This is a genomic window from Halopenitus salinus, from assembly GCF_042662125.1.
Taxonomy (GTDB): domain Archaea; phylum Halobacteriota; class Halobacteria; order Halobacteriales; family Haloferacaceae; genus Halopenitus; species Halopenitus salinus.
Window position 1 is genome coordinate 427,478 of sequence record NZ_JBHSXL010000003.1, and the last position, 19,201, is coordinate 446,678.

General features: G+C 57.7%; 19 protein-coding genes. 9 read left to right on the plus strand and 10 right to left on the minus strand.

Going from position 1 to position 19,201, the window contains the following annotated elements:
- Positions 1-43: 43 nt before the first annotated feature.
- The 6 genes from ACFQE9_RS04960 to ACFQE9_RS04985 all read left to right on the plus strand — a co-directional run bounded on the left by ACFQE9_RS04960 (position 44) and on the right by ACFQE9_RS04985 (position 9,094).
- The gene (locus tag ACFQE9_RS04960) at positions 44-1,408 is read left to right on the plus strand and encodes an AlbA family DNA-binding domain-containing protein (RefSeq protein WP_379741199.1); all 1,365 of its coding nucleotides are present in this window, start codon (positions 44-46) and stop codon (positions 1,406-1,408) included.
- A gap of 606 nt (positions 1,409-2,014) precedes the next feature.
- Entirely contained in the window at positions 2,015-2,386 is a 372-nt protein-coding gene (locus ACFQE9_RS04965) for a DUF7344 domain-containing protein (RefSeq protein ID WP_379741202.1), read from the plus strand.
- Positions 2,387-2,770: 384 nt separating this feature from the next.
- Positions 2,771-3,412: an HNH endonuclease gene (locus ACFQE9_RS04970; protein ID WP_379741205.1), complete on the plus strand. Its 642-nt coding sequence runs from the start codon at positions 2,771-2,773 to the stop codon at positions 3,410-3,412.
- Positions 3,412-4,296, plus strand: a complete 885-nt coding sequence (locus ACFQE9_RS04975; RefSeq protein WP_379741208.1) for a hypothetical protein — start codon at positions 3,412-3,414, stop codon at positions 4,294-4,296. The genes ACFQE9_RS04970 and ACFQE9_RS04975 overlap by 1 nt, the downstream gene beginning before the upstream one ends.
- The gene (locus ACFQE9_RS04980) at positions 4,293-5,522 is read left to right on the plus strand and encodes a PD-(D/E)XK nuclease family protein (protein WP_379741211.1); all 1,230 of its coding nucleotides are present in this window, start codon (positions 4,293-4,295) and stop codon (positions 5,520-5,522) included. Before ACFQE9_RS04975 ends, ACFQE9_RS04980 begins: the two co-directional genes overlap by 4 nt.
- A gap of 2 nt (positions 5,523-5,524) precedes the next feature.
- Positions 5,525-9,094 carry a UvrD-helicase domain-containing protein gene (locus ACFQE9_RS04985; protein ID WP_379741214.1) on the plus strand — a complete coding sequence of 1,190 codons (3,570 nt, stop codon included), beginning with the start codon at positions 5,525-5,527 and terminating at the stop codon, positions 9,092-9,094.
- A 391-nt stretch (positions 9,095-9,485) separates the two neighbouring features.
- On the opposite strand, the gene ACFQE9_RS04990 is transcribed toward ACFQE9_RS04985, so the two are convergent.
- The 4 genes from ACFQE9_RS04990 to ACFQE9_RS05005 form a co-directional block, all read right to left on the minus strand.
- A complete protein-coding gene (locus ACFQE9_RS04990) occupies positions 9,486-9,707 on the minus strand; it encodes a hypothetical protein (protein ID WP_379741217.1) in 222 nt (73 codons plus the stop codon).
- Between the two features lie 24 nt (positions 9,708-9,731).
- A complete protein-coding gene (locus ACFQE9_RS04995) occupies positions 9,732-10,151 on the minus strand; it encodes a DUF8161 domain-containing protein (protein ID WP_379741220.1) in 420 nt (139 codons plus the stop codon).
- An 18-nt stretch (positions 10,152-10,169) separates the two neighbouring features.
- Positions 10,170-10,565 carry an HVO_A0114 family putative DNA-binding protein gene (locus ACFQE9_RS05000; protein ID WP_379741222.1) on the minus strand — a complete coding sequence of 132 codons (396 nt, stop codon included), beginning with the start codon at positions 10,563-10,565 and terminating at the stop codon, positions 10,170-10,172.
- 66 nt (positions 10,566-10,631) lie between these two features.
- The gene (locus tag ACFQE9_RS05005; protein ID WP_379741224.1) at positions 10,632-10,928 is read right to left on the minus strand and encodes a toxin-antitoxin system TumE family protein; all 297 of its coding nucleotides are present in this window, start codon (positions 10,926-10,928) and stop codon (positions 10,632-10,634) included.
- Positions 10,929-11,242: 314 nt separating this feature from the next.
- On the opposite strand from ACFQE9_RS05005, the gene ACFQE9_RS05010 reads away from it, so the two are divergent.
- A complete protein-coding gene (locus ACFQE9_RS05010) occupies positions 11,243-11,893 on the plus strand; it encodes a DNA N-6-adenine-methyltransferase (protein WP_379741227.1) in 651 nt (216 codons plus the stop codon).
- Positions 11,894-12,210: 317 nt separating this feature from the next.
- Here ACFQE9_RS05010 and ACFQE9_RS05015 read toward each other — a convergent pair whose 3' ends face one another.
- The 3 genes from ACFQE9_RS05015 to ACFQE9_RS05025 all read right to left on the minus strand — a co-directional run bounded on the left by ACFQE9_RS05015 (position 12,211) and on the right by ACFQE9_RS05025 (position 16,085).
- The gene (locus tag ACFQE9_RS05015) at positions 12,211-12,615 is read right to left on the minus strand and encodes a hypothetical protein (RefSeq protein WP_379741230.1); all 405 of its coding nucleotides are present in this window, start codon (positions 12,613-12,615) and stop codon (positions 12,211-12,213) included.
- A 1,068-nt stretch (positions 12,616-13,683) separates the two neighbouring features.
- Positions 13,684-14,943: an MgtC/SapB family protein gene (locus ACFQE9_RS05020; protein ID WP_379741233.1), complete on the minus strand. Its 1,260-nt coding sequence runs from the start codon at positions 14,941-14,943 to the stop codon at positions 13,684-13,686.
- Between the two features lie 200 nt (positions 14,944-15,143).
- Positions 15,144-16,085 carry a DUF5995 family protein gene (locus ACFQE9_RS05025; RefSeq protein ID WP_379741236.1) on the minus strand — a complete coding sequence of 314 codons (942 nt, stop codon included), beginning with the start codon at positions 16,083-16,085 and terminating at the stop codon, positions 15,144-15,146.
- Positions 16,086-16,186: 101 nt separating this feature from the next.
- Here ACFQE9_RS05025 and ACFQE9_RS05030 point away from each other — a divergent pair, with 101 nt between their 5' ends.
- Together ACFQE9_RS05030 and ACFQE9_RS05035 are read left to right on the plus strand one after the other, a co-directional pair.
- A complete protein-coding gene (locus tag ACFQE9_RS05030; RefSeq protein WP_379741239.1) occupies positions 16,187-16,684 on the plus strand; it encodes a hypothetical protein in 498 nt (165 codons plus the stop codon).
- Between the two features lie 87 nt (positions 16,685-16,771).
- A complete protein-coding gene (locus ACFQE9_RS05035; protein WP_379741242.1) occupies positions 16,772-17,422 on the plus strand; it encodes an HAD family hydrolase in 651 nt (216 codons plus the stop codon).
- 43 nt (positions 17,423-17,465) lie between these two features.
- On the opposite strand, the gene panB is transcribed toward ACFQE9_RS05035, so the two are convergent.
- The 3 genes from panB to ACFQE9_RS05050 are packed head-to-tail and all read right to left on the minus strand — an operon-like array spanning position 17,466 to position 19,053.
- Positions 17,466-18,287 (minus strand): 3-methyl-2-oxobutanoate hydroxymethyltransferase, encoded by an 822-nt coding sequence (gene panB, locus ACFQE9_RS05040; RefSeq protein WP_379741245.1) that lies wholly within the window; start codon positions 18,285-18,287, stop codon positions 17,466-17,468.
- Between the two features lie 54 nt (positions 18,288-18,341).
- Positions 18,342-18,653, minus strand: a complete 312-nt coding sequence (locus tag ACFQE9_RS05045; protein ID WP_379741248.1) for a DUF7521 family protein — start codon at positions 18,651-18,653, stop codon at positions 18,342-18,344.
- Positions 18,654-18,711: 58 nt separating this feature from the next.
- The gene (locus ACFQE9_RS05050) at positions 18,712-19,053 is read right to left on the minus strand and encodes a winged helix-turn-helix domain-containing protein (RefSeq protein ID WP_379741251.1); all 342 of its coding nucleotides are present in this window, start codon (positions 19,051-19,053) and stop codon (positions 18,712-18,714) included.
- Positions 19,054-19,201 lie beyond the last annotated feature (148 nt).

A 19,201-nucleotide genomic window follows, 5' to 3' on the forward strand; every position in this document is an offset into this window, starting at 1 on the left:
TAGATGTATAGGATTAAGTCCAAAATAGAGCATTACTTATCTAATGAATCTAGAAGAGGAAATCCGGAGAGGAGAACAAGAGTCTGAACGACTCGAATATAAGTCCAAAGAGGTCGGTCCCCGTAAAGTTGCGAAGGAGATCGCTGCGATGTCTAACGCTGTAGGTGGTGCCATCGTTTTAGGAATCCGCGAAGATTCGCATGGCCGACCCGATAGAATACAGAATGTTACATCGAGCGATGAAATTGCTCGATCAATCTCCGATGTGCTTAGTCACTATGTAGAACCAATTCCGCAATTTTCCACGGACATTCTAGATATTGAGGGAAAGACTCAACTGGCAATTCTCGTCGAAGGGACAGACAACTTGCTGAGTTATGAGCATGATCGAATTGAAGAACCGTTGTTTCCGATTCGGCGGCAAACCGAAGTGAGGTATCTTTCTGGTCACGAAGTTCAGAACTACTTCGAAGAACGATTAGGAACTCTTTCGGAAAATGACAAGGAGGGACTTCTAAGGCTCCCTGAACCAGAGGAGGGTATCTCAAATTATTTTATTGAATGCCCGGAAGGGCACATCTCAGAACTTTGTTTATTTACTCCTCACTACTTTCCGGATAATCCGCACCGAGTCATGGCACAGCTTGACTATATTCCTGAAGAGCGGGCAGAACATGTATTTGCAGTTCTAGATAACCTGTTCGGTCTTTCTGTACCAGAGTGCCATTTCACGATTAACCAGTCAAACGGAGCATGGATTGGCAGCGGATATCGGAATTTCGTAGCCAATCTCCGTAACCGAGAAGACAGATACTCGCAGTCGGAGGATTCCGGCTATCAGTTAGAATTGTATGACCATGACCAAGCAGTCCTCATTTGTGATCTAGATATCGGATATCCCGAATCGAGTCTACTCATCTACGCGGCACCTTTTACGTCGCAATCGGGGTACCGACATTTGACAGTGAATTTCTTGATCGATGGCCAACCCGTCGACGTTCGTCCGCTGATTGAATTTGCCGAGCAAAGTGAAGTGAACCTCACCACAGCAGAAAGCGTGGAGATTCCTACTGATGGAATTCAACGACCTGAGCGCATTCCGGTAGACATCGTAGAACGAACGACTCGGACTGTGGAATTCGAGTCAGATTCAGAGGCTAGTGTTGACGGTGCCCTCTGTAAAAACCCATTCTATGGAAAAAGAGAATTCTTACAGAATAAATTAGATATAGGTCGAGTTGTTCCCCTGTCGAATTATCGCACTTTACGTTCTTTCCTACGTGATTGGGATCGTCCGGAAGATCCTCATGAGTACACGACGCAGCATTTTCACGTCACCGATTGGGATGATTTCACGCGAGGGATTTATGCCAACGTAAAACAGGTCCACTTCTCGATAAATTGGTAGCCTCCCAGAATATATCCTCATCGGTTTCCTGTCTTCAGATAGATTCTCATCCGAAACGATTCGTCGCTGAAGATTGTGTATCCTGTATCGACAATGACCAGCCCAAGATGATCATCGACCGGAGATCTCAACAGAGCTACTGATCTACATCCGGTCTAACACCCCCTCTCAGGAGCTTGTAGATACAGCTCACCATCCAAATCACGAGGGAGTTTCACTTAATATACAAATAGTTTTTATAATCGATCCATTACCCACAAGTGGCTGAAAACGCCCCCCGGTGCGATGACACCGGGGAACAACGCTGCCACCAATGACAGCAAACGACACTAACCGTGTCGAGAGTGATAACTCTGCCTCTCGGAGGACCGAGGAATCACTCTCCGCACACGACACACAAGACGCACGAATCGTCGCGGAAACACGCGCTGTCGGAGGAACGACGACACGCAGAGACCTCCTAGTAAAAACTGAATTGACTTCAGAGACGCTTGGGGAACGACTGTGTGAACTTGCAGACTGGGGCTATCTCGATCTAATCGGTGACTCTGGGCACGAGTTGATCGTCCTCACACATCGTGGTAAAAATCTCGCTGAGGAGGTTCGATGACAGAACCAAATCAAGACAGCGCGATGCCTCTTGATCCCGATGACGCGTTCCAAGCTGTGTCCAATAGCCGAAGACGGCAGGTTCTCCTGTCGCTTTCTCAGACGGACGGTGTAGTGTCCGTCTCTGAGCTCGCTCGGGAAATTGCTGCGATCGAGAATCTCATCGATCCTGGTGAAGTATCGGGTGAACAGCGGACGACAGTGTATATCGCACTGATACAGTCACACCTGGGAATGCTAGACGACATAGGCGTCATCGCTTACGACGAGAGAGCTAAACAGGTCGAATCAACCGAGGTAACGAAACCCGTCGCTCAACACATTCGGGAGATAACAAGCGCGTGCTACGAACCAGAGGATTCTGAATGACTCGCACCTCTGAGGACGATCTGATCGACGGATCGGTAATTCGGAAACTGACGAATCAGTTCGACCAGACGAACCAACTATTGGAGTGTCTTTCCCCGGTGAATAGTAACTCAAACCTGTTTGTTAGTGTGATCGAGTTATACTCGCGTTGGAAGGTTGATTCCGACGCTAAACAAATTCTTTCCCGATGGTTACTGGCAGAAGACGTCACCCCGTATAGCGATGAAGCGTACACGGGGGTGACAGATGGTTCGTAACGGGGGATACAACACGTTCCCGACGAGTGTTAGGGAAGAGATCCTCGAACGAGACCGGTATCGGTGTCAGGTATGTGCACGGTTGGGCCCTGAACGCGGTGGGAATATCGACTTGGAAGCACACCATATGCAAGAGAATCCGGAATACGTCGACCGTGACCACCCAGACAACGGGACGACAATGTGTATTCCGTGCCATCACTTGGTCACTCAGCGGATAACGGCCGATGACCTTCCGTTCGACCTCGACGACATCGCCGCCGAGGTTACCCTGCTGTACAAAGACTACGGAATTCTCACTTACCTCTACGAGAACGGGCCAGCGACAACTAGCGAGATCAGAGAAGCCACCGATGGATCGACTCGGACATCGATCATTGAGCGCCTGTGGACGTTGATGTCTGTCGATCGGAAGGTGAGCTCATTGAACCAACCACTGGTTGATAAAGACCTCGACACTGGTGAATGGGGATATCCTGCTGACATCGGGCGCACTGTCCGAGCCAGATTGCCCACAAGCGAGAAAGAACTAGTGGACGGGCTTCGAGACGAGCTCTTACGGCGACTTCTTGATGCCGGGGTCTCCCATTCGACTGTTGGGATGCTCTTTGGCCGGTCGTATAGGGCGACATTTTACATCAACAAGAGGGCAGGTGCGCTTAGAGTCCCCCTCGACGACAGTGAGCACCCTGACGCGCCGATGGATGCAAATGAACTTGATGAAGTCGTCGACCGATTAGCGGGATTGTTCGAAGAGGCCGATATATAGTGACTGACAATGGTTCACGGGAGGACACTGTAGACGTGGAAACGGATAGATACCGTCGAGAATCCATGGAAGGCGATCAGAGGCTGGTCGATAGCGAAGAGGAACAACTGACGCTACACGTCGCTGACGAAGACGAGCTCTTCGAGAGGGCCCGTCAGTGTACACGACCGACAGAACTCGTAGTGTCTCCGGTTGAACTCCATCAGCGGAACGTTCAGCGGCGGCTTCGGGAAGAGCATCTCCCGAAAGACGCCTTCTCGTTCGAAGACCCCGTTCAGCTCAGCAAACGGCTCCTAGAGTCGAATGAACGTCCGACTGCAACTATCGACCGGATCGATCGCTTGAGCCTGCTCCGTTCAGTTCTTGAGGATTCGATGTCTCAGGAGTCGCCAGACATCGCATTCTCATCCCGGCTTGCTTCGCGTGAGCCACAGCAGATCGAACAAATTCGCACGGAAGTAGAGACAGTCACAAATTTTCACCCTGAACGAGTCGCAGCGTGGCGAGATACGGCCGGTGATTTGTACAGTCCGATCGACGCAACGGCTACAGAGCTTCTCGACATCGCGCTTGGCGTGGAACGTAATCTCCGGGAGCGGACCTCAAAGGCAATCTCGGAAACAGAACTGGTCCGACGAGCGACTCAAACACTCGTGGCAACGGATGGTTCTGTGTGGGAAAGCGCGTATCCGCATATCGAACGGCTCACGCTACTCGGACTCAGCAGTCTTTCCGCACCTCACACTGATCTCGTCCATGGAATTCTTGCGACAACGGAAGTTAAGGTCCACATCCATTTCCGCTCTGAAAGTGGAGTGTACCTCAAAAAGCGGGCACGGCACCTACTTGCAGTCACTGGTCCCGGGACAGAGGTGTTCGAATGACCGCATCGGACCGTTTCACGCTCACACGGCCGATCGATCCACCAGAAACCCCCACAGTCGAAATCGTGTCGTCGACGCAGCGAGAGGAAGCGAGAAGCGCGATGGCGGTCGTGGCCGCGCTGTGTGACCAAGATGTTTCGATCCGCGACGTGGCTGTCGTCGTCCGCGACCTCGACCCCTACGAAGAACCGTTGTTCCGAGCGGCCATCCAATATGGACTCACACCAGTGTTTTGGACACAGCTCCGAGTAACTCGGACACGGCCATATGCTCTCGTTGATGCTGTCTGTGAAACGCTTTCTGAGTCGTCTATAGAACTCGATACCCTACTTCGGCCACTCGAACTGGGCTGGTCGCCGACCGGAGAAGTATCCGATACATGGCCGATTGACCCCGCGACAGTGTCGAAAGCGATCAGGCGGCTTCCGCGCGAATCGCGGACTACCAGGGGGTGGAAAGACGTAATCGAAGCTTCTGGTGACGTGGACGACCGCATTTGGAAGTACGTGGACTGGGTAAGTGCTGCTCCCGACCCGGAGCCAGGCCTCGTGAGGGAACTGCTCAGTGATGTCATTGAGGGATATGCTGAGCACGGACTTCCGGAGACGAAAGCTACAGACTCGCCAGCACTGCTCGACACGGAAACTGACGCAAGGGCTGTCGTGCGTATTCGAACGCTCGTCGAACAACTGAGTCACAAATACGCTGATCGACTCGACAAAAAAACGGTCGAACAGTCGTGGGATGACGTCGCCGAACTGGCCAGCGTGATCGTCACACAGCGACCGGGGCGGAGAGAGCACTCGAACGCGCGTGCCGTGGACGTGTTGGAAGCAAACGACGTCTGGGCGCTCGACGTTCCATACGTAGTCGCGCTGGGGTTGACCGCCGAACGATGGCCGCAACCACCAGAGTCAGTTCTGCCACCAGAATTCCGAGAAGCGGTTTTTCGGGGTGAGGGCCGATCACGGCTTCTCGCACCACAGCCCGCGTGGGCAGGCGGCCGAGACCGAGACCAGTTCGTGGACACACTTCGTGCTGCAAGCCGATGTGCGGTCGTGATGCGGCATACACGGACCACAGACGGTGAGGATGTCCCGCGATCCCCGTTCCTTGAATACCTCGACAACGAGCATGTGTCCGAAGCAAGTAGAAGCCAACTCGTCGGAACCGATCGGGACCTTCCACCGGAACTTCAGAGATATCTCACCGGAGAGGTGAAATGACAATGAGTGAAATTGGCGACGACAATCCCCTCGTTTTGAGGGGCGCACAGCAGGCGATCAGGAATGCCTATTTCGATTACGAGACCGGGCTCTTCACGCTAAATTGTGTTCCGGGTGCCGGCAAATCCGTCGTCGCACACCACATCGCCGCCGAGGATATCCTCCGCCGATACGTCGCTGGTGATCCGACGCCGGAACAGCACGTCGCGGTGATATCGTTCAATCGTGACGAGGCTGCCGACATCGTCCCGAAGGTATGCGATCGGCTGCGAACCATTGTTGAACACGATCTCGTCTCCATCGCATCCGAAGTCACCGACGAAGAGCTTGAATATCTCTTACAGCGTACACGCCAGGCCCCGTACGTAGGAACTGTTGACAGCCTCCTTCGTGGTGTCCTACAAGAGATCTCCCATGACGCAGGATTCGAGGAGATGCCTTCAGTTGGTAATGACGCGCTATTACATCGAGCTCACCGAAACTGTTACGAGGCTCTTCAGGATGACCCGGATCACGAACGACGACTCCGAGATCTAGAAGCCGCATATCCGGAGGGAGAGTATGACGATAGTGTAGCTGAGATGCTCAAATCCGCCGTGACGTTCTGCCGCGATCAACGTCTGTCGACTGCGGATTTTCACTCGGAATTGGCACAGACGCGGGATGCCACATACCCCGGCGGAAAATCCGAGTCCTTCGAAGATATCGCACAGTCCGTTGAGCGGTTTGTCAACGGTAGCGGAGAAGACGGCGACGACGATGTTGGAGAGCGCGTCAGAGATCGTGTGGCTGTGCCCGACCAAGAGCGACTGCTCGATGCCGACCGCCAACTGTACGACGCATGGTCTGAGCAGATCGACGACTTCTGTACGATTTTGGCGGCCTATCGCACGGTCTACCAAGACGTCGTCCGGGAATTGGGTGTCGTCTCCCACACGGATGTCGCATATCTCGTGGACGCGTACTTTGACGAGTCCGTTGATCGATCTCGGCTCCCAGAGCCGCTTCGTGAGGTCAATGACACGCACCGCGATCGTGTCTTACAGACGTATCAATCACGGATTCGTAGTTTGATCATCGACGAGGCTCAGGACGTTTCTGCTATTCAGCACGCCGCGCTGTCACATATCGTGACGGAAGGCTCACGGGTGTTTGCCTGCGGAGACGTCCGTCAGGGAATCTACCTGTGGCGACACGCAGACCCGACATGGTTCGACGCTGCGACCACCAACGGAGAGTACCTCGGCATTAGCTGGGATCCTCACGAAAATCGGACCGCAACGACCACATACCGGTGCGTTCCCGATATCGCAGCGGGCATCAACGCCATCGGTGAACCGATGTTGACCGACCCAGCCCGTGGAGACCTGGGTGGTCTAGATGTAGCATATCCCCGGTTACAGGCAGCCCGTGACGGAGATGATGATGCCGCCATTCATATCTCTGCGTTTAACGGTGCTGGCCGCCCGGGAACCGACACGTGGGCGTCTCCCGATGATGGTGTTGGCGAGGCAGACAAGTTAGCAACTCACATCGCAAAGGGGCTTGCGGACGGAACGTTCTGTGACGAACACGGTTCTCCTCTAAACGTCACGGTGTTATTTCGGCGCAGAGCGCGGATGCCGGAGTACAAAAAGGCGTTTGATAACGAGAATCTCCGAGTACGCACTGCGGCAGAGGGACTATTTGCTTGCCCTGCGGTCGGCACAGTATTCGCTGTCTGTGACTGGTTACAAGAGCCCGGTTCTCCGGAGCAAACGAAGGCACTGCTCACGGGGTCCGAACTGGGAGTCGATATCGACACGGATACCTTTGAAAGTCAAGAGTGGGACATAGATCACGCGCTCGACGACGTGAGCAGGATGTCGGCGGAACAGCAGCACGTGCTACGTGGACTTCGCCGCCTCCGTGACAGACGCGATATGGTCCACCGACAGCCGGCCAGCGTATATATCGAGGAGATAATCGAGTCGCTCGCACTTCGGGCAGATCCGTGGGAACTCGCGTCCGGTGTCGCTCCCGCCCAGCGAGTCGCAAATCTCGATGCGCTTGTCGAGACGATTACCGAGTGGGAGGGAGAGACACGTTACGCACCTGGGGACTTGGTTGAGCTCGTCCAACCCTTCTTTGAGAGCCCCAGTGAGGGGCCGTCCCAACCAAGCACTGTGGGCAGCGAGTACGACGTCGAGTTCCGGACTGTACACGACGCAAAAGGTGATCAAGACGACGTCGTCGCCATCGCCGATCCCGGATTCAATGTATGGTCGCTGGGACCCCATACACAACGATTCGTCACACAGGGATCAATCACGGGAATCGCCCCACCCACAAACACCGATGTTCCTAATGACATTACGCTCCCGCCGTTCGACGGTGGACTATACGACTCACCGGGCGGCTGGGACCGCGATACCGGGCTTCGGTGGGCGACAGCTCAGTGGTCCGACACCGTGTGTGAATCCACGAACCGTCAGAACCTCGTCGGTCCTGAGCGGCTCTGCCGTGTCGTCGCAAATGAACGTGCAGAGGTGTGGCGATTGCTGTACGTGGCGCTAACACGAGCTAGAGACCATTTGATCGTACCCCTACCGCTTGATACTAGAGAAAATCAGCTTCGTGACCGCTGGCTAGATACGATCCGTGACGGTCTCCAATTCAGACAGAAGGGAACTGACTCGTACACATTAGAACTCGATAGATCGGACCCAAACGGAGACGCGATTGAAGTCGGAGTCAACGACGTCGATTTGTTCGCCCAATGGAGCCCCGCAAAATCCGAACTATCCCCTGCTAACGTCGTCACCCGGCGACCACAGCCTAATGAGCTCGAACAGTGGATTCCACGGTTCCTGAATCCCTCGACAATGTACCCGTTGACTGAAGACCTCGACAAGTACACCATCCCACATCTCCTTGGAGAATCGCTCCACACAGACACGAACGATGTCCCCGACGATCTTCCACTCTTATTTGATCAGCTGGGACCCGAGGCAGTCGGGACGTGTCTCCACGCAGTGCTCACGGAGTTGGTTGCCCGAGGGATTACCGAAACATCGCTACGAGCGATGAATTCGAATGTTCGAGAGACTTTCGATGATGTAATTGATGATCTTGCGTCGGAAGCAAGCGTCGCCGAGCGTGACGCTATGTATGCGTTCTTCGAGCGCGTACTCGTAGGATTCGTTGATTCCAATCTATGGGAGCGAATTGAGGATCCGCGAACAGACGTAAGCGTTGAGCGGCCCATCGATGGCCTTGTCGAATCAGGCGGAGTCGAGTTCGAGATTCATGGACAGATCGACTTCGTTATTGAGTACCCGAACGGAGAGCGAATCCTGTCAGATGTGAAGATAGCATTAGCTGAACCGACCGAGAAAACACACCAGCGGTATCAACTACAGATTGCAGCATACACCTATCTCAGTGAGCAAATGAAGGAGTCCAATACGACCGTAGAGGGAACTGTTGAGACTTTCGGTGTCACAACTGGTACAACTACGTCCTCGTGGCCTTCAGACATTATTCAGACACGTTTAGAACGATTTGGATCCGTTGAATTTCTTGATCGCTAATACAGATATCCTGATCACAATCAATACAGGGGACTCATGAATCGCTCAGTACAGTGGACTCACGAACCGCTCAGTACAGTAAGCTCAGTTAGAAGAATCCGAGTAAACCTGCTCCACCAATCAAAACCATGCTGACGCCCAGCAAGAGTAGCAAGACCTGCTCCAAGCCGAGGGCGTTGTACCCCATAGAACCGGGTACCATGCGCTGTCTATTAGTTTTATCTCCGAGCATAGGATAGTTCGCAGCTCTCATCGACCGACTGTTTCAGGTATGAACATGTCTGAAGAATAGGATTTCAACAGAGCCGCTTAATCTTAGGGACAGGCCGATGATTCCTCCCGGACGAGCAGCTGGTGGCTGGGTATCAGGACAGGTATCGGTGTTTCGTCCTCACCCCCCAGTAGCCATGTCCCAGAGGAGGGCGACGTCGGCGACACCGATGATAACCCCAGCTAGTCGCCAAGCATCAAGCACCGATGAGAGGTCGAAGAACGGGCCGGTGACTGCGAGTTCGAAGGCCGACGCCCAGCTGGTGACCCCGAACAAGAGCACTCCAAAGAGTACCCACAGTACGGTCGCGCCAGCAGCGACGAGAAGCCTGTTGCCGCTCATCTTTGACGCTCTGTCGACACCCGACTATTGTCCATCGTACCAGAGCGGCGCACCGAACGCGTCGGCGTAGCAGTCTGGGTGACACGGTCGCTTGCGGTTGTCCGGCCACGCTAGATCGAGAGGGACCTGCTCACCGCAGAGCCCACACTCGGCACTGTGTCCTGCTTGGCGAGCGTCTGGTGAGAGGTTCCGCGCCTCGATGTAGAGTTCGTGGAGCGCCCACGGCGTGAGGCGAACGGCGACACGCTCGGCCGCATCGGGATCGCCGTCCGGCGTCGCGGCCGAGAGCGTAAGCACCCAGTCGTCACCTGGCCCGCCGTCGGTCGCTGGCCCGAGGGCGATCGTCCCCGCGAGGTCGTCGTCGACGTAGTACCACTCTGCGTTGCGGTCGACGTGGTAGTGACCATTAGGACGCGGATCCTCAGGGTCGACGTCGTCGCCCATCCGTGTCTCCCCGCTGGGTCAGGCGTTCGCCTTGCGCCCCTGTCCCGACCCAGTCGTGAGCGGGATGTCGGCGTCGATCTCGTCGTACCACACGACCGGCCGCTTCGCCCGGCCATCCTCTTCGAGTTCGAGGAGGCCGTAGTCGGCCAGCTCGTTCACGTTTTCGAGGACTTCTGGCGGGTTCCGGTCAACGAGGCGCGCGAGCTCGCGGATGCTCCCTGGCTCGTGTTCGACGATTGCTTCTAAGAGTTCGAGGTTGGTCGAGCGGAAGACGCGGCCGAACGTTTCGAGGTTCTCGATCGAGAGCGTCGGCTCGCTGGGTTCGACGTCCTCGCCGGCATCGATCGCTTCGAGGCGCTCTTCGAGGTCGCTACGGTCGCCGGACTTGATCCGAACGTGGAGTGTCTGAGTCATGGGTGGTGTGGGGTTGTCGGTTGGAATCGGTCGCGGCCAGTACGTCGGTCACCGTGCTCGAACGCGCTACCAGTCGTCGCGCTTCTCTTCTGGGAGCGCCGCCCGCCACGCGCGGAAGATCTCCGCAAGACCGGGGTAGTCGATCTCGAAGGTCTCGCCCCCGAGGTGGAGCTCGTGGACGCCGTGGTGGTTGTCGAACCGGATGATCGGCTCGTCCGCGCCGGCTTCGCCGTAGTGGTATGCGTACTTGATCCCGTCCTCAAACCGGTCCGAGGTTGGGACTGAGAGCACGCGAACCCGCGCAACAGTGCCGTCGGCATAGGCCTCGATCTCATCTTCGAGTACGGTGACATCATCGCTCATCCACACGTATGTCGACGCACCCTGCTCCGATAAGTGTTAGGGAAAATCCTAACAAAGAACAGGCAGTACCCTTTCGAACCCCTCATCAAAAGGAACAAGCTCGAAGACTTTCGGAGCGGCTCCATGGGCCGATGATCGAAACAGATGATGTTTAGTAATGAGTAAGTCGTGGGTGTGCGTGAGAGTCCCAACGTCGAGCTTCGCAGTCACGGTTGTTACGATTTCGATGCCATCACTAGCAAATATATGTTCACGTCTCGTCCTTGTCGATAACCGTCGCAAAAGAAATGATAGTACATACACAACTACCATATATGTCAAAAAAGATCTCCTCTGCTTCCCCCCACGATGAGAGAAACAACGATGTCGGTACAACTCATGCTAGATATAATGGGCAAAAGATGCGATTGATGACAGACGGCGGGAACCCGACCAATGATATGAGTTTATTCACATCATCCGAAACGGATGAGTGGGCGACACCGCCAGATTTTCTGCGACCGCTTGCAGAGGCGGTCGGCGGTTTCGACCTCGATGCGGCTGCAGGTGCGGAAGAAAGCCCGATTGCAGAGTCTGTGTACACTGAGGCCGACGACGGACTCGTACAGCCATGGTTCGGCACAGTGTGGGTTAATCCACCGTACTCGGGAATGAAGGAGTGGACTGATAAGGTCGTCTCCGAACTGTACCGCGACGATGTTGATACGATTCTGTATTTGTGTAAGGGAGATACGTCCACTGATTGGTGGCACACGGCGCTCGCAGAGGCATCCGCCATCGGGATGATTGATCATCGTCTCTCATTCGGGGAAGATCCCAACTCGGCTCCGTTCGCGTCCCATGTGTTTGCATTTGGTGATGTCAACGATACTGTACTCAATACACTCAATCAGCAGGGAGCTGTGTTTACAACCGATCATATTCACGAAAAAACGGCGCAGACGAAACTCATCGACGACGAGTGACTATCTACTGAAGGGGGGAGAGAGGTGCCCCGAGTGTGAATCTCCGATATGAATTGTTGGCTCTGTTGACTCGATGGAAACTCTGCTACCCTAGGAGAGTGAAACAAGATATAGGGCGCAAGAAACCGACGGATTTCACGTGCCATCGAGCACGTTCTGTTGACTGGTCCGTGTGCGAAAAAACCCGAGTCATGGATGCTACAGCCCGGATGCCGCGGGACGCGGCATCCGGGAAAGCCCGAATAGGTGGTTCTGTTGAAATCCTCTTCTTCAGATAAGTTCTTGTCTGAAACAACTGGTCACTGAAAGGTGCGTATCTAACGACGCAAAAATGTGTCACGACGTACCAACAGGAGAGTGAGCACGATCAACGGAAGTGTTAGGTAGATAATCAATATCATTAATGGAATATCTATCCTCACAGCCTGAATCACACCAACCACCGCCGCTACGAGTGTTCCATACCAGCCGATGAGCCTTCCTTGATATACAAAGACCGCCAGTACGCCAAGTACAATTCCTATCGCACTCCATCGGAGAGCAGCGACTGTTTGAGGACTGATCCCAGTTTCAACAACTGGCCCCGATAACTGGGACAATGCCGCAAACAAGAATGAGAGGGCTGCGAACACCGCTAATCCGGCTGCAAGACCGAGAATATCTATTGGTGGGCGTCCCTCACGTTTCTTTTCAAAAAGTGTAGAAGGATTTCCTTCTGGCATATCTCATTCTTTTTATTCGAGGCACTTAATTAATCATCTGTACTGACCACATCCGGTCAGAATATATCATTTCCTGAGTATCTCAACAGAGCCCAAGTTTCTAAGATTCTGGGGCTTCGCATATTCTGGCATGGAAATCATCGAGATCGACACGAAGGACAATCGCGTTCGCTTCCACGTTCGCGCACGGAATTCAGACGACAGCGAGTTAGTTGTCTACGGTCTCCGCCGACACCTCGATAACCTGCCATCGGATGCAGAACCCCGAATACACCGCGCACTCTCAAACCACAACATCAAACGATACCGCGAAGGTAGCTATATCGGTGTCTTCGCATCATACGATTTGACCAGTGGCGAGATTCGTGAGCCAGCCGAAATCCTTTCCGACCCGTACCCACGCAACCTCGAACTTAGCGAATTCCCGCCCGACCCAGGCCAACTGTATAAATGGTAATCTATTGTCTTTTTCTGATAAACAAGTAGGTTGGTAAGGATTTCAACAGAGCCGAATAGGTGAATCTCTGCTTCACGTGCTGGCGTCCCGAGTCACACGATCGCCTCTCCGAACGATGATGGCCATTGGCCGGGCAGACAGACGAGAGAGCTGAGAGCCGCCAAACTAGCGGCCCTCAGCGGTCGGTCGGAGCCTTTCTTTAGCATCTGCTATCGCTAGACGGCGACCGCACCGCAGACACGTTTCGACCGCCTGCCGGCTCTGAAAGGAACAGATCCCCGGACGACGTAATCATTTTGTCGCTAGACGTGGTTTGGTCGGCTAGCAGCGTTTCCATAGGTGTGTTGAATAGCGACCTCTGGCCCGCGGTGCGGTAACACCGTATTTGAAATCACTCGCGTCACTGGCCCACAAGCTGACTCAAACTCTGACTGTCCACGCAAGCACCGCTATTCAACACAGCATTCTGAACTACTGTGTGGTGGATCGGTTTGGGACCCCGTTGTGGTTCCTTTTGATCTATGATGCGCCAGATGTTCGGAAACGGTTAACGAACATCTGCACTCTTCGGGATCGCGGTTCTCTTCGTGGACGCGGCGTCAGTGAACGGTTCACACGATGAGTAGCGATGCGGCCCCGAGGCCGACGCCGACGGCGATCAACACGAGGCTGTAGGCCAGAACGGGCCGGACCAGTTCGCGGGCGATCGTGGCGGCGAAGACGACCTTCACGAGGATCGACGCCGCCGTTCCAGCGATGACGCCCCAGACGGCGGTCGTGGCAGTGATCTGTCCGGTGCTCGCGAGCGTGACCGCGGTCGTCACGGCGGTGCCCGAGGAGACGAGCCCCGCCAGGAACGTCGTGAGAACGAACCCGCTGGCGCCGAACGTCTCTTGAGCCCCGGCGGAGGCGAGCAGCACGACGAGGAACAGCGCCCCGAAGGTGAGCGCGTTCCGCAGGCTGAACGGCGAGGTGAGGTCCGTCCGGACGTCGGCGTGCCAGTCGCTCGTCGTCATCGAGGAGACCACGCCGGCGACCGCGATTCCGCCGAGGGGGATGCCGACAGCGAGCGCCTCGGCCGGAATGAACGCCGCCACCACGACGGCGTTACGCAGGGCCATCGCGGCGTTGGCGAGGAGGATGGCGCCGACGGCGAGGTCCCGCAACCCCGGATCCGATTCCGCACGTTTCGCCATCTCCGCGATGACTGCGGTCGAGTTGACGAGCCCGCCGAAGAACCCGGTGACCGCGAGTCCCCGGCCCTCGTAGCGTCTGACGAGCACGTAGTTGACGAAGCCGATGGCGCTTATCGCGATCACGAGGAGCCAGATGACCCGCGGCTGGATGGCGTTCCAGGGACCCATCGTCTCGTCGGGCAAAAGCGGGTAGACCACGAACGCGAGGATCGCGAACTCGGTGGCCGACCGGACCTCCTCCTTCGAGAGCCCCCAGGCGAACTCGTGGAGTTCGCGTTTCAACACCAAGAGCAGCGAGGACAACACGGCGACCGTCACCGCCTCGATGTAGCGTCCGACGCCGACGAGCGCTCCGATGCTGTAGGCGACGAGCATGGACATCGACGTCGTCAACGAGAGCCCGTCGTACGCCTCGGCGAGCAGCCCGCGAACCGCGAGCAGGACCGCGTGGGCGACGATCAACGTGCCGCCGACGAGGAGGAGCAGGTCGCTATCGAGGAGCACGAACACCGATCCGAGCAGGCTGATCAGCGCGAACGTACGGATCCCCGCCGTCTTCTGGGACCACTCGCGCTCGAGGCCGAGGAACAGCCCGAGCGCGGTCGCGACGACGAGCCGCGTCACCGGCCCGTCGAGCTCCGCCACCAGCGCGCCCTCGATACCCGTCTGGGTCACGGCGGCTCACTCCCGAGCGATCCGTTCCTCGCAGTCATGCCGGGACGTACGACGCGCTCCGTCGAATAGGTTACGAACGTCAATGTATGTCTATATAGACTATTTAGAACAGACGGTGTCCGTGGGGCGGACGACGGATGCTCCGATCGGACCCTCACACGTCGGAACGGGCCGAAGAGTCACGCGCGCCATGGCGAGAGTCACCGGCGTGGGGCGTCGGACGTGGCCGCGGACTCCTCGAGTCGCGTTCGGATCAACTCGACGGCCGTGTCCAGATCGGTTCCCTCGGATTCGACCGCGTGAAGCGTCCGTCGAAGCGTGGGATCGAGCCGGGGACCGAGAGCGAAGAACGCGCCGCCGGTGGCGGTGGCCCACAGCACCCACCTCGCGTAGGACGCGATCGGCGGAACGTGGACGTCGGTCAACACGGTCGCGATCCGCCACGCCTGCTCGCGGCCCTCGGTCATCGAGAGCAGGGTGAACGCCTCGTCGAGACGGCCGAACGCCGCGTCGACGTCGTCGATTCCGGCCGCGTAGATCTCGGCGAGCGCGTCCTGTTGGACGTCGACGAGACGGGCCAAGATCCCGTTGATGGCCCGGTGATCGGCGTGTTTGTCAGCTCGATTCGGGTCCATGCCGATCTCGTCGATCGCGAGCGCGAGGTCGTAGTTGATGTGGGCGTTCACGCCGAGAACTGCGTCCTGTACGACGAGGGCGTCGCCACGAACGGCGGTGGCGAACGCGATACGCCAGGGGTCCGGAACCCGCTCGAGTTCCCCGCGTTCGAACGCGAGAAACGCCCGCCGGTAGTGGTTCGCGAACGCGATCACGTACCGTCGCATCCAGGTCGGGTCCCTGAAGATGCCGCCCTCGATCCCGTCGTGGACCTCGCGGGTCATCCGCGCGTAGATGGTCAAGAACACGGCGCGTCGATCACCCCGCTCGCGCAACCGGGACTCGAGTCGCGACAGGCGATCCGCGGCGTCCTCCACCGACTCGAAGGGCCGATCGACGACGTCGACGAGCGCCGGATCGGGATCCGGGGGTGGCGAAAACGACCCCAGATCGCCGCCGATCGCGAGGCGCACCGCTCGAAGCGTGTCGCCGTCGATCAGCCGAGCGGCATCGGTGTATCCGGCCACGAGAGATCCGAACGGAGATCGGTGGGGCGGGGAGTAGTATTATACGGTTTCGGAGTGTTGGTTGATCTACAGTTTCGGAGAGCCCGTCCAGGGGTGAGTTCATGAGTCGATCCACGAGCCACGACGCGTCCGCCACGGCTCCTACGACCACGTGGGCGCGGAAGAACTGGCTTCTCATCACGCTGTTCACGGCGTTGTCGATCGTCGGCGTCGTCGTTTCCACGGGCGCGTTTGGGTTCGGTCTGGTCGACGCCGACGGCGGATCGAGCGACGGGGTGAGCGTTCCGGCGTACGTCTATCTGTACGCGTCGATGGGCGCGTTGGGGTACATCTTCACGAAGCTCATGTCCGGCATCGAGTCGTACGACGAGACGGACGACATGGACCGCCTCGTCGAGCTTGCGCTTCGGATCCCGGTCGCGTGGGTCCTCGGCGCCGGGGTGTATCTCCTCTCGACCGCTCTGCTCGCCCCCGGACAGCCCGAGACGGCCCGGTTTACCGCCGGGGTCGCGTTCCTCGTCGGACTCTACGTGAACGTGACGATGAAGTCGCTCGGCAGTCTCGCCGACCGCCTGCTTGGTCGAGGCAGCGATCGCTGAGGTCCTGCTCGCGTCGCGACGGCGGGCCGGGGAACGGACGCCTCGACGACCACAAGGGCCATCTTCGTCGGGTCCGTACGTTCGGACATGCTCGATAGCGCGTACGACGTTCACCTGTTCGACCTCGACGGGACGCTGGTCGACGCCGAGTGGGCGTACACGCGCGAGGTCTTCGACCGGGTCGAGGATCGGATGGGCCACGCGTTCTCGGACGATCGCGTCCGGATCCTCTGGCACGGACTGGCCGGGTCGCGAAACGAGACGCTACGGACCTGGGGGATCGATCCCGACGAGTTCTGGCCGGCCTTCCACGCCGCGGAGGACCCCACCGCGCGCGCCGAGGCGACCTACCTCCACCCCGACGCCGAGCGCGTGCTCGCCAACATCGAGGGGCCGACGGGGCTCATCACGCACTGTCAGTCGTTTCTGACCGAGCCGATCCTCGACCGGCTCGACCTTCGCGACCACTTCGACGCGGTCGTCTGCTGCGATGCGGACACGGGGTGGAAGCCGGATCCCGACCCGCTTCGGACGGCGATGGCGGAACTCGACGTCGACCCGACCACACACCGGGGGTATTACGCCGGCGACGGCGAGGCCGACGTGGGCGCCGCCTGGAACGCTGGGCTCGATGCGGTCCACGTCGAACGCCTCGGCCACCGCGAGCGGGGGCGATGCGTGCTCGGCGACCACCGCGTCGAGCGTCTCGACGAACTCCTCGAAAGCGAGGTCGGATGACGTTCCAGGGCGAGCCGATCGGAGTGTCACCAGTCAGCCGGGATCACTCGCGATCGTCGAAGCCCTCCAGGTCCTCCTCGATCGAGGCGTGTTCGGGACCGGGGAACTCCCCGTTCTCGACGGCCTCCCGGTAGGATTCGGCCGCCCGTCGCATCTCGCCGCGAACGTCGCCGAACCGCTCGGCGAACGGCGGCGACCAGTCGGAGAGGCCGAATACGTCCGTGCTGACGAGCACCTGTCCGTCACAGTCCGGGCCGGCGCCGATCCCGATCGTGGGGATCTCGAGCCGGTCCGTGATCGCCGCGGCGAGGTTGGCGGGGACGTGTTCGATCACGACGGCGAAGGCGCCGGCGTCCTCGTGGGCCGCCGCGATCTCGAGCGTCTCCGCGGCGGCGTCCCGTTCGGTCCCCTGGCGGTGGTACCCGCCGATCTCGTTGACGTGTTGGGGCGTCAATCCGATGTGGGCCATCACGGGGATTCCCACGTCCGAGAGTGCCTCGGTCAAGGCGACGGTGTGGGGGCCGCTTTCGATCTTGACGGCGTCGGCGCCCTCCTCCTTGAGGAGCCGTCCGGCGTTGTGGATCGACTCCGACTGCTCGACGCCGAAGGAGAGAAACGGGAGATCGGCGACCACGAGCGCGTCCTCGGTGGCGCGGACGACGGATCCCGTCCTGCTCGCGACGTCCTCCATCGTCACCGGGACCGTCGAGTCGTAGCCCATCACCGCGTTCCCCATGCTGTCTCCGACCAGGATCACGTCGATGCCGACCTCGTCGACGATCGCCGCCGTCGGCGCGTCGTAGGCGGTCAACATCGTGATCGGCTCCTCCCCGGCCTTTCTCCGGAGATCGCGTGTGGTCGTCATACACGAGGATTCCGCGGTCGACGTTTTAAGTCTTGCAGCCTCGATCGACGCGGATCAAAGCGAGTAGATCGAGTAGAAAAACAGGCCGAACCCGGCGAGGATGAGGACGCTTTCCGCGCTGTTGATCGCGAGGAGTTCGGCGCCGACGAGTTCGTACGCGCCGTGGACCTGAAGGTCGTACAGGGCGTAAATCCCCTCCAGCAGCACTCCAGCGGTGAAAAGCAGGAACGCGTACGTGGCGAACCTGAACGACGCGTTCTCGTTGCGCCGCGACGTCCGGTAGCTGATGACGGTCAACCCTCCGCCGGCGAGTAGGAGTAACCCCTTAAGCGCGATGAACGACCAGAACACGATCGGCGCGACCATGGAACTCACCTCCGGAAAGGTATTCGCGCGGTCGGTATGTATCTTTTCGCCGCTCCGGTCACTGCAGCTCCCTCCAGAACTCCTCGAACTTGTCGCTCATGTCCCGCTTGTAGGTCACGTCCACCTCGATGTGGCCATCCTCGAGTTCGAACGTCACGCTCTGTAGATTGCTCTCGTAGACGTTCCGTCTGTTTTTCTCCTCGTCGAATCGGATGCTCGGCGTGACGAGATCGAGGTCCTGTAGCACGGTGAGGCGTCGATAGACCGTCGGAAGGGAACTGTTGCAGCGATCGGCGATGGCCTTGGCCGTCATCGGCTCGGAGTGGACGAGAGCCAGTATCTCACGGGTGTAGTCGTCGCCGAAGACGTCGAAAATGGAGTGAGAGTCGTCGGGTCTCACATGTTGTGAGTTCGATCACGGGTTGCCCGGATTTAACTGTTTTCGGAACGCCTCGCGCTCCGAGGACGCCATGGGTGAATCCATACCGGGTTCGGATCCCGATTTTCCGCCTCGGAAAACGGTTGTGGGACTTTTGGAGGTGAGGAGG

Bases quoted from the DNA above. Each gene is read 5' to 3' on its own strand.
- ACFQE9_RS04960 (WP_379741199.1), top strand. From the start codon at position 44: ATGAATCTAGAAGAGGAAATCCGGAGAGGAGAACAAGAGTCTGAACGA.
- ACFQE9_RS04965 (WP_379741202.1), top strand. From the start codon at position 2,015: ATGACAGAACCAAATCAAGACAGCGCGATGCCTCTTGATCCCGATGAC.
- ACFQE9_RS04970 (WP_379741205.1), top strand. From the start codon at position 2,771: ATGCAAGAGAATCCGGAATACGTCGACCGTGACCACCCAGACAACGGG.
- ACFQE9_RS04980 (WP_379741211.1), top strand. From the start codon at position 4,293: ATGACCGCATCGGACCGTTTCACGCTCACACGGCCGATCGATCCACCA.
- ACFQE9_RS04985 (WP_379741214.1), top strand. From the start codon at position 5,525: ATGAGTGAAATTGGCGACGACAATCCCCTCGTTTTGAGGGGCGCACAG.
- ACFQE9_RS04990 (WP_379741217.1), bottom strand. From the start codon at position 9,707: ATGAGCGGCAACAGGCTTCTCGTCGCTGCTGGCGCGACCGTACTGTGG.
- ACFQE9_RS04995 (WP_379741220.1), bottom strand. From the start codon at position 10,151: ATGGGCGACGACGTCGACCCTGAGGATCCGCGTCCTAATGGTCACTAC.
- ACFQE9_RS05000 (WP_379741222.1), bottom strand. From the start codon at position 10,565: ATGACTCAGACACTCCACGTTCGGATCAAGTCCGGCGACCGTAGCGAC.
- ACFQE9_RS05005 (WP_379741224.1), bottom strand. From the start codon at position 10,928: ATGAGCGATGATGTCACCGTACTCGAAGATGAGATCGAGGCCTATGCC.
- ACFQE9_RS05010 (WP_379741227.1), top strand. From the start codon at position 11,243: ATGTCAAAAAAGATCTCCTCTGCTTCCCCCCACGATGAGAGAAACAAC.
- ACFQE9_RS05015 (WP_379741230.1), bottom strand. From the start codon at position 12,615: ATGCCAGAAGGAAATCCTTCTACACTTTTTGAAAAGAAACGTGAGGGA.
- ACFQE9_RS05030 (WP_379741239.1), top strand. From the start codon at position 16,187: ATGAGTCGATCCACGAGCCACGACGCGTCCGCCACGGCTCCTACGACC.
- ACFQE9_RS05035 (WP_379741242.1), top strand. From the start codon at position 16,772: ATGCTCGATAGCGCGTACGACGTTCACCTGTTCGACCTCGACGGGACG.
- panB (WP_379741245.1), bottom strand. From the start codon at position 18,287: ATGACGACCACACGCGATCTCCGGAGAAAGGCCGGGGAGGAGCCGATC.
- ACFQE9_RS05045 (WP_379741248.1), bottom strand. From the start codon at position 18,653: ATGGTCGCGCCGATCGTGTTCTGGTCGTTCATCGCGCTTAAGGGGTTA.